This window comes from Paucibacter sp. PLA-PC-4 (assembly GCF_026241155.1).
Lineage (GTDB): Bacteria > Pseudomonadota > Gammaproteobacteria > Burkholderiales > Burkholderiaceae_C > Roseateles_E.
This window is the reverse complement of record NZ_JAPFGP010000041.1, coordinates 1-3,893: the sequence shown is the minus strand read 5'-3', so window position 1 is coordinate 3,893 and position 3,893 is coordinate 1. Positions and strand designations below refer to the sequence as shown.

At 62.5% G+C, this 3,893-nt stretch carries 4 protein-coding genes; 1 reads left to right on the top strand and 3 read right to left on the bottom strand.

What is annotated here, in order from left to right; all coding sequences use genetic code 11:
- The coding region (locus tag OOZ63_RS28685) for a transposase (protein ID WP_266009272.1) at positions 1–494 on the top strand (494 nt) is incomplete at its 5' end.
- A 205-nt stretch (positions 495–699) separates the two neighbouring features.
- Here OOZ63_RS28685 and OOZ63_RS28680 read toward each other — a convergent pair.
- From OOZ63_RS28680 to tnpC, 3 genes are all read right to left on the bottom strand, one after another.
- Positions 700–1,944 carry a hypothetical protein gene (locus tag OOZ63_RS28680; protein ID WP_266009270.1) on the bottom strand — a complete coding sequence of 415 codons (1,245 nt, stop codon included), beginning with the start codon at positions 1,942–1,944 and terminating at the stop codon, positions 700–702.
- Between the two features lie 257 nt (positions 1,945–2,201).
- Complete coding sequence (locus OOZ63_RS28675; RefSeq protein ID WP_266009268.1) at positions 2,202–2,729, bottom strand: hypothetical protein; 528 nt, start codon at positions 2,727–2,729, stop codon at positions 2,202–2,204.
- 36 nt (positions 2,730–2,765) lie between these two features.
- A partial coding sequence (tnpC, locus tag OOZ63_RS28670) for an IS66 family transposase (protein ID WP_416234803.1) occupies positions 2,766–3,893 on the bottom strand: 1,128 nt, incomplete at its 5' end.

The following is a 3,893-nucleotide window of genomic DNA, read 5'->3' as shown; positions in this document are numbered from 1 at the left end:
TGTTGCCCAAGCCCATGACCTCAGGCGCCAGGGCTGAAGGCCGCTTCGACAAGGCGGACTTCGTCTACATCGCCAGCGATAACGAGTACCGCTGCCCGGCGGGGCAGCGTGCGATCTACCGGTTCAGTCGCTTGGAGGGTGGTCTGCTGATGCACCGCTACTGGAGCAGTGCCTGCGGGCAATGCCCGATGAAAGCCCAATGCACGCCCAGCCAACATCGGCGCATCTCACGCTGGGAGCATGAGTCGGTGCTGAAAGCCGTACAGCAGCGCCTGGATCGCAACCCCGATGCCATGAAGGTACGCAAGCGCACAGTCGAACACGTCTTCGGCACGCTCAAGCACTGGATGGGCTCGACGCACTTCTTAACGAGGAGGCTGGCCAACGTTGGCACGGAGATGAGCTTGCACGTGCTGGCCTACAACATCAAGCGAGTGCTCAACATCCTGGGAATTGAACAGCTGATAGCCGCCATGCGGTTGATCAGGGCTTGATACAGCCCTTTTGCGCGCTCAGTAGCCTCAGCAAATGCGCCAAGCCAGGTGACGCAGTTCTGATTCCCAAAATTGTTTCGCCGTCCATACGGCCCGAAACAGACCTCTGAGCACCGCGCGCGGCAACCTCATGCGCCCAATTCCGGTCAGATTGAGTTCTCACACAACCTCCGCCCAAAGCCGCACGCCACAGCGCGGCCTTCAACTATTTAGCTACCAGCCGTGTGATCGTGCCTGACGCCGAACTCATTGCCAGAAGATCGCCCCTGGTACTCACACCGACGGCAACTGGTGAGTCGAGCACCACTGGGCCATTCGCGTCCACCAGGGACAGCGTGGTCACGCGCCCACCGTCTGAAATCTTGCGAATCTTATTGTTGCTTATATCGGCGACGAACAGATTGCCTGTGTCGTCCAAGGCGATGCCATAAGGTCGGTCGAAGGATGCGGCGCGGCCCGTGCCATCAGCAAATCCGAGCGAGGTCGAGCCCGCCACCGTGGTCACGACCCCATCCGGCGTGATCTTCCGGATATTGCCCGCCGTGGTTTCCGTGGCGTAGACGTTGCCCGACTTGTCGACTACCAACCCGCTCAACAAAGCAAAGGCTGCCGCCTTGCCGATACCGTCGACCGAGTTGAAGAGTCCCGACCCAGCAAGGGTGCTGACCGCACCCGAGGGAGTGATCTTTCTTAGCCTGGAGTCCTCTGCCACATACAAGTTACCTTGTTCATCGGTGGCAATGGCCCGAGGAGACGGAATTCCAGCATTCGTCCCTAGACCATCGACGGACTCGTCACGTCCTGAGCCTGCGACCACGGAGACGACACCGTCCGCAACGACTTTCCATACCTTGTTGGCCCTCCAGTCGGTTAGGTACAAGATGCCTTCTGGCCCAACCGCGAGTCCGCTGATATAGCCGATGTAAATCTGATTGCCGGCTGGGTCGTTGACGACAGGGCCGATAGTCTTCACATCACCGGAAGCGAGCACATGGTGGATGACATGGGACTGACCAACATACCAGCCCCCGTTCCTGTCTGATGCGAGGGTGAACGCGCCAGGAATGGCAGGGAGGTTAGCCGCGGAGAATCTTGTAGCACCCCAGGATGTGGCATGGCACTCGACGGATACGCTGTCGATGTCTGCTCTGCCGACCAAGCCCTGGCCATTGCTGACCGCACAAAACTGATCAAGCGTAGTGGGCTGCGCCGTGAGGCTCACTGCATAGCTAGCGCCCTCCCGTACCGCAATCGGAAACACAAACCGCGTCGCTCCTGCCTTAGGCTGAACCGCATCGGATCCATTGGCCAGCGCCAACCCCTGAGAAGCCAATCCGGCGATTGTCCCGCCGACGGCATGGCTGGGTGTCTCGCTAAGTTCGCTACCACTGCCTCCACAGGCTACGAGCCATACCGTAAAGAGTGCGCCAAGCGTTGCGCGTGTTTTCATCAATCACCAACCCCGAGTCAATGCACTCTCCGAACACGTCAGCATGCCCGAGACCAGCTTGATTGTGGCATGCCGCTTGAGAGGATCGCCCGCCGGGCGATGGAAACGTTGCCATCATGTTGGACGCAGGCCAATGAGCAGTAGCGGCGGGCGCAGTCTTTGGCCAACCGAAGCTGGACGACGTTAGCCACGCGGTTCAATGTAAGCGTGGCCCCAAGGCCCCATTGACTCGAGCAGCGTGTTGAAGTTGGCAGGGGTCAGATGTCGAGCACGTGGCGCAGCATGTGGAACGGCACACGCCAACTCCCGCCGTCGCCCGTGCCGATCGTAGCGGTCCGCTGGTTGATACGCACGGCCACGCCTGTGATGTTGCGACCGTCGCGGTCCTCGAACGTCACGGTGTCCCCTTTCTGGAACTCGCGGGTCTTGGTCGTCGCGGTGGCGGGTTCGGGCGGCGGCACGTACGCCGCTTGCTCGTCCTGCCGCTCAGCTTCGGTGTAGCCCTGCATCGACACGCAGGGGATCTTCCAGGTTCGCTTCGTGCCATGTTCGAGCACGGTGGCCTGGGTGTCCTTGAAGGCGATGATCTTGCCGCTGCGCATCTGTCCGTCCCGGAAGTCGACGAAGCGCACGGGCTGACCGAGATGCAGACTCGCGCGAGCTGCCAGGCCGCGCCGCGGATCGGCCAGCATGCCTTCGATGATGGCTTTGAGCTGGTAGAGCTGCAGGCTCGATGCCGCCTGCAATGCGTCGATCATGTGGGGGTCGTTGACTTGCGAGTTCACGCCTGATTCCTCTGATGCCAGCGCGCGGTGCCGTCCTCAAGCGGCTAGGGCGCGGGCTGTCTGTCCTTGCTCGTTGTCGTGCCGCCCGATGTTCCACGGCAGCAACTCGTCGATGCGGTTGATCGGATGATCAGCAATGCGGCCCAGCACTTCGCGCAGGTAGCCTTCCGGGTCCAAACCGTTGAGCTTGGCCGTCTCCACCAGACTGTAGATTGCTGCCGCGCGCTCGCCGCCGGCATCCGAGCCCATGAACAGGAAGTTGCCTCTTCCCAGGGCTACGCCGCGCAGGGCGCGCTCGGCCGCGTTGTTGTCCATCTCGATGCGCCCGTCGTCGCGGTAGCGCGTCAGCGCCTGCCAGCGCACCAGGCTGTAGCCGATGGCCTGGGCGAGCTCGGACTTGGCCGAGACGCGCCCGACCAGGCTGCTCAGCCAGGCATGCATCTCGTCGAGCAGCGGACCAGCCCGCGCCTGGCGCTGGGATTGGCGCACATCGGGCGGCTGGCCTCGAATGTCCTTCTCCACCGCGTACAGCGCCGCGATGCGCCGTAGTGCCTGAGCGGCAATGGAGTCCTCGGCCTTGCCTGTGCTCGGATACAGATCCCACCAGGGCCGTCTCGCGTGAGCCCAGCAAGCAGCCTCGGTCACCTTGCCTGAGTCGTAGAGCTTGATCCAGCCGCCGTAGGCATCGGCCTGCAGGATGCCACGGTAGTTCTTGAGGTGGGCTTGAGGATGCTCGCCCTTACGGTCGGGTGAGTATTGATACCAGGCCGCCGGCGCGTCCTTCGATCCTGCCGGCCGGTCGTCGCGCACGTATACCCACAGCCGCCCGGTCTTGGTCTTGCCCAGGCCGGGGCTGAGCACGGGCACCGGCGTGTCGTCCGCGTGCACCTTGGATCCTGCCAGCGTGTAGCGTCCGAGTGCAGCCACCAGTGGGTCGAGCAGCTGATCGCCGCGGTCGACCCAGCCGGCCATGGTGGAGCGGTCGATCTCGACGCCGTCGCGGGCGTAGATACCGCTCTGTCGGTACAGGGGGATGTCCCCCCGCGTCAAAATACTTGTCGCCCCGATAGAACGATGAACCTGGGGGCGCAGTGAGAACGAGTTGGCAAGGTACGGACAAGCATTCAAGGACAGAGCGGTAGCACGCATGCTGCCGCCGGAGAG